6 protein-coding genes are annotated in these 4,519 nt (G+C 63.4%); all 6 read left to right on the top strand.

The features are described from left to right. Window positions 1-980, top strand: a 980-nt coding sequence (locus PHT20_RS16270) for an ABC transporter permease (protein WP_301021351.1), incomplete at its 5' end; no start/stop codon positions are given. Then, complete coding sequence (locus PHT20_RS16275; RefSeq protein WP_301021352.1) at window positions 977-1,765, top strand: ATP-binding cassette domain-containing protein; 789 nt, start codon at window positions 977-979, stop codon at window positions 1,763-1,765. The genes PHT20_RS16270 and PHT20_RS16275, both read left to right, overlap by 4 nt. Window positions 1,766-1,773: 8 nt before the next feature. Next, a complete protein-coding gene (locus tag PHT20_RS16280) occupies window positions 1,774-2,745 on the top strand; it encodes an MlaD family protein (protein WP_301021353.1) in 972 nt (323 codons plus the stop codon). A 187-nt stretch (window positions 2,746-2,932) separates the two neighbouring features. Then, window positions 2,933-3,625, top strand: coding sequence for an ABC-type transport auxiliary lipoprotein family protein (locus PHT20_RS16285; protein WP_301021354.1), 693 nt, complete (start codon window positions 2,933-2,935; stop codon window positions 3,623-3,625). Continuing rightward, on the top strand, window positions 3,622-4,332 hold the full coding sequence (locus PHT20_RS16290; protein ID WP_301021355.1) for a glutathione S-transferase N-terminal domain-containing protein: 711 nt from the start codon (window positions 3,622-3,624) through the stop codon (window positions 4,330-4,332). The genes PHT20_RS16285 and PHT20_RS16290 overlap by 4 nt, the downstream gene beginning before the upstream one ends. A gap of 2 nt (window positions 4,333-4,334) precedes the next feature. Next, window positions 4,335-4,519 (top strand): glutathione S-transferase N-terminal domain-containing protein (locus PHT20_RS16295; RefSeq protein WP_301021356.1); only part of this gene is annotated, 185 nt, incomplete at its 3' end.

Genomic DNA, 4,519 nt, shown 5'->3' on the forward strand with positions numbered 1-4,519 from the left:
GTGGCCAGGGTGGCTGGGACCTGCGCGCCGTCACCCGGCTTGACCACACTGGGGCTCAACTGTTGTGGAACCGCTGGGGGCGGCAGTGGCCTGCGCAAGTGCTTTTAAGCCCCGGTCAGCAGGCCATGCTGGAGCGGGTGGCGCGTTTTTCTACGCCTGCTTTGCCACCCCCTCGGCGGCGGCTGTGGCCCCTGTTTTTGCAATTGGGCGAGCGCCTGTGGCGGCTGTGGGATCACGCCTTGGGGCTGCTGGCGCTCACTGGGCAACTGTGGCTTGACCTGTTGACCCTGCTGCGCCACCCCAGGCGTGGCCCGTGGCGCGATGTGTCTGGCCACCTCTATCGCATTGGTGCCACGGCGCTGCCGATTACCGCGCTGGTGGGTTTCATGATTGGCACGGTGCTGGCTTACCTGATGTCGCGCCAGTTGCGCCAGTTTGGTGCAGATGCCTTCATCGTTCATATTTTGGGGGTGGGGCTGATCCGTGAGCTCGGGCCCATGCTGGCCGCCATCTTGATTGCCGGGCGCTCGGGCTCGGCCATCACGGCGCAAATTGGCGTGATGCGCGTGACCGAAGAGCTTGATGCCATGCGTGTCATGGGCATTGCCCAAGGCTATCGGCTGGTGCTGCCACGTGCCTTGGCGTGCGCGCTGGCCATGCCATTGATCAGCGTCTGGACCACGCTGGCGGCGCTGTTGGGCGGCATGCTGGCGGCCGATGCCACGCTGGGCGTGACGCCGGCCTATTTTTTCAGCACGCTGCCGCGCACCGTGGCGGTGGGCACGCTGTGGCTGGCGTGTGCCAAGTCGGTGGTGTTTGGCGGGTTGATTGCGTTGGTGGGCTGCCACTTTGGCTTGCGCGTCAAACCCAACACCGAAAGCCTTGGGCAAGGCACCACCGCCTCGGTGGTGACCAGCATCACGGTGGTGCTGCTGGTGGATGCGCTGTTTGCTGTGGTGTTCAGGAACGTTGGCTTATGAACCGCGCCGTGGTCGAGATTGATGCGTTGTGGTCGGTGTTTCGCGGTGGCGGGGTGGACGCGGTGGTGCATCAAGACTTGAATTTGCGCATTGAGCGCGGCGAATTGCTGTCGATTGTGGGTGGCTCAGGCAGCGGAAAAACCGTGTTGTTGCGGCAAATTTTGGGGCTGGAAACACCGGCGCGTGGGCGTGTCACGGTGTTAGGGGAGGCCGCTGCCAGCATGGGACGTGAGGGCGCGGCCAGCCGGGTCGGCATGTTGTTTCAGCATGGGGCGCTGTTTTCGGCTTTCAGTGTGCTTGACAACATTGCCTTTGCCTTGCGTGAGCTCAAAACGCTGCCGCCAAGTTTGGTGCGTGATGTGGCCATGGTCAAGTTGCGCATGGTTGGGCTCGATGCCAGCGCGGCACACAAAATGCCTGCCGATTTGTCTGGCGGCATGGTCAAGCGTGCGGCGCTGGCGCGTGCGCTGGTGATGGATCCGCCCTTGCTGCTGCTCGATGAGCCGACCGCCGGGCTTGACCCCGGCAGCGCCGACGCGTTTTGTGCCCTGCTGCAGTCGCTGCACCAAGAGCTGGGTTTGACGGTGGTGATGGTCACGCACGACCTTGACACCTTGCTCGCGTTGTCCACCCGCATTGCCGTGGTGGCCGATAAACACATCGTGGCGCAGGGCAGCGCCGCGCAGGTGATGGCGCACCCGCACCCGTTCATCCAAGACTATTTTCTGGGTGAGCGTGGCCGCCGAGCCCGTGCCTTGCTGCAAACCCGCCCGCAAACCAGTTAATCTACGCCATGGAAAACAAATCTCACGCTGTGGCCGCGGGCAGTTTTGTGCTGCTGCTGACGGCTGTCTTGATGGCCCTGGCGGTGTGGCTCACGCGTGACACCCGTGCCCTGGTCAGCTATGAGCTGGCGGGTGCGGTCAATGTCAGTGGTCTGCAGCCGCAAGCCAGTGTGCGCTACCTGGGCGTGCCTGTAGGCAAGGTCAGCGCCATTGGCCTGGACCCCCTCACGCCAGGGCAAGTGCTGGTGCAAATTGCCGTGGAAGACAGCGCGCCCATCACCAGCCGAACCACGGCCAGCCTGGGTTTTCAGGGGGTCACTGGCCTGGCTTTCATTCAGCTTGACGATGCACCGCTGGCGGCTACCGCGGCCAGCCCCAGCCGCCTGCCGCCGCACAGTCGCCTGCCCCTCAAACCGGGGCTGATGAGCACCTTGGCCGACCGTGGTGAGCGTTTGCTGGGGCAACTGGAGCAGTCTGCGCAGCGTGCCAACCAACTGCTCGCGCCAGACCACCAGCAAGCGCTGATGGTTGCTGTGCGCCAGATCGGCCTGGCCGCTGCAGAACTGCAGCAGCTCAGTGCCCAAACCCGCAACCACTTGCCAGCGCTGGCGCAAGCCAGCCAAGACACGCTGGCTGTGGTGAAAGCCACAGCGCAAAGGGTGGGCGACAGTGCCGATGCGGCGCGCACCTCGGCACGTGCTTTTCAGCGTGTGACCGAGCGTATGTTTGCCAGCGGCGGCACGCTAGACCAGTTCAGTCAGTTCACTGAGGTGTGGGTGGCCACGGGTCAGGCTGTGCGCCATCGCACCGTGCCTGAGCTCGAATTGGTGCTGCAGGGCGCGCAGCGCACCACGCAGGGCTTGAATGAACTGGCCAACACTTTGGCAGACCAGCCGCAAGCCCTGCTGCTGGGTAAACCCGCCGCCGAGCCAGGCCCTGGCGAGCCCGGTTTTGCCCCGCCTGCCGTGCCAAGGCGTTAGGCGTGCGTTTCATCAAAACAAACCATGCCTATCAATGTGTGCCCAAACCTAGCCCAGGCCAGCCAGGTGGGTTGGCGAACATCCCTGGCCATGCTTTTTGGGAGTTGAGAAGATGATGAATTTGATAGCTGTTCACGCAATCTCTCGTAGGGCTAGAGGCTTTTTTTTATCTGTTTCACTGGTTTTGGTGGGCTGTGCTTCGCCACGCGCGCCAGGCAGTGGGGTGGTGTATGACTTTGGTCCCGGTGCCTTGTCCGCCGCCAGTGCACCAGCGCGTGGGGCGACCGGGTTGCCGGCCTTGGAGTTGGCACCAGTGCGCGCCAGTGCGGCGCTCAACAGCCCGGCGCTGATGTACCGACTGGCCTACGCCGATGTGCAGCAGCTCAAGCCCTACGCCCAGGCCCGCTGGAGCATGCCACCCGCCCAGTTGGTGGGGCAGCGTGTGCGCGCAGCGCTGGAGCAGCAGCGCCCGGTGTGGACCACGGGCGGCCTGGCGCTGGCACGCCCCGCGCGGCCAACGGCTGCCTCGAATGCAGCGCTGGTTGCGGCCAGCCCAGCCATCCCGCCGCCGACCTTGCCTGCCCAACTGCTGAACTTGCACCTGGAACTGGAAGAATTCAGTCAGGTGTTTGACGCCCCGCAACACAGTGCCGGGGTGTTGCGCCTGCGTGCCACCCTGACGCAGCGCAGCTTTGCGGGTGAAAGCCTGGTGGGACAGCGCAGCTTTGCCGTGACCCAAGTGGCCACCACCCCCGATGCCAGCGGCGGTGTCCATGCGCTGGGTCAAGCCACTGAGCAGGTTGTGGCGCAATTGGCGCAGTGGCTGGCACACCTTGAGGCCGTACCATCTGGCACCCTCTCACCACAAACCACGCCATGATTGATCTCTATACCGCTGCCACGCCCAACGGGCACAAGGTGTCTATTGCCTTGGAAGAGCTGGGCTTGCCCTACACGCTCAAGGTGCTTGACCTCAGCCAAGCTGAGCAAAAGCGCCCAGAATTTTTGGCCATCAACCCCAACGGGCGCATCCCTGCCCTGGTGGACCGCGACGAAGGCGACTTTGCCGTGTTTGAGTCAGGTGCCTGCCTGATTTACCTGGCTGAGAAAACCGGTCAGTTGATGCCGCCAGATGCCAAAGGCCGCTCTCGCGTGTTGCAGTGGCTGATGTTTCAAATGGGCGGCATTGGCCCGATGATGGGGCAGGCCAATGTGTTTTACCGCTACTTCCCGGAAAAAATCCCCAGCGTGATTGAGCGCTATCAAGGTGAAACCAAGCGCTTGTTTCGGGTGCTTGACGGGCATTTGAAAGACCATGAGTTCTTGGCGGGCGACTATTCCATTGCCGACATCGCCAACTGGGCCTGGGTGCGCACACACCGTTGGTCGGGCGTGGCGATGGACGACTTGCCCCACCTCAAGCGCTGGCGCGACCAGTTGCGCGCCCGCCCGGCGGTGCAACGCGGCATAGAGCAACCCCCGTCGGCTCTGGACGCCCGGGTAGACGACCCGGCCAAAGCCCAAGCCTTTACCGACAACGCCCGCAAAATGCTGGAGCGCGGTCAATCCATTCAATCAGGTGTTTGAACATGAAGCTGTATACAGCGCAACGCGCCCCCAACCCACGCCGTGTGACGATGTTCATGGCCGAGAAAAACATCACCCAGATCAGCCTGGTCGAGGTGGACTTGAATGCCCTGGAGCACAAAGGCGAGGTCTACCGCGCCAAGAGTCCGCTGGCCAAAGTGCCTGCGCTGGAGCTTGACGACGGCCG

The organism is Rhodoferax sp. (assembly GCF_028715765.1).
GTDB lineage: Bacteria > Pseudomonadota > Gammaproteobacteria > Burkholderiales > Burkholderiaceae_C > Rhodoferax.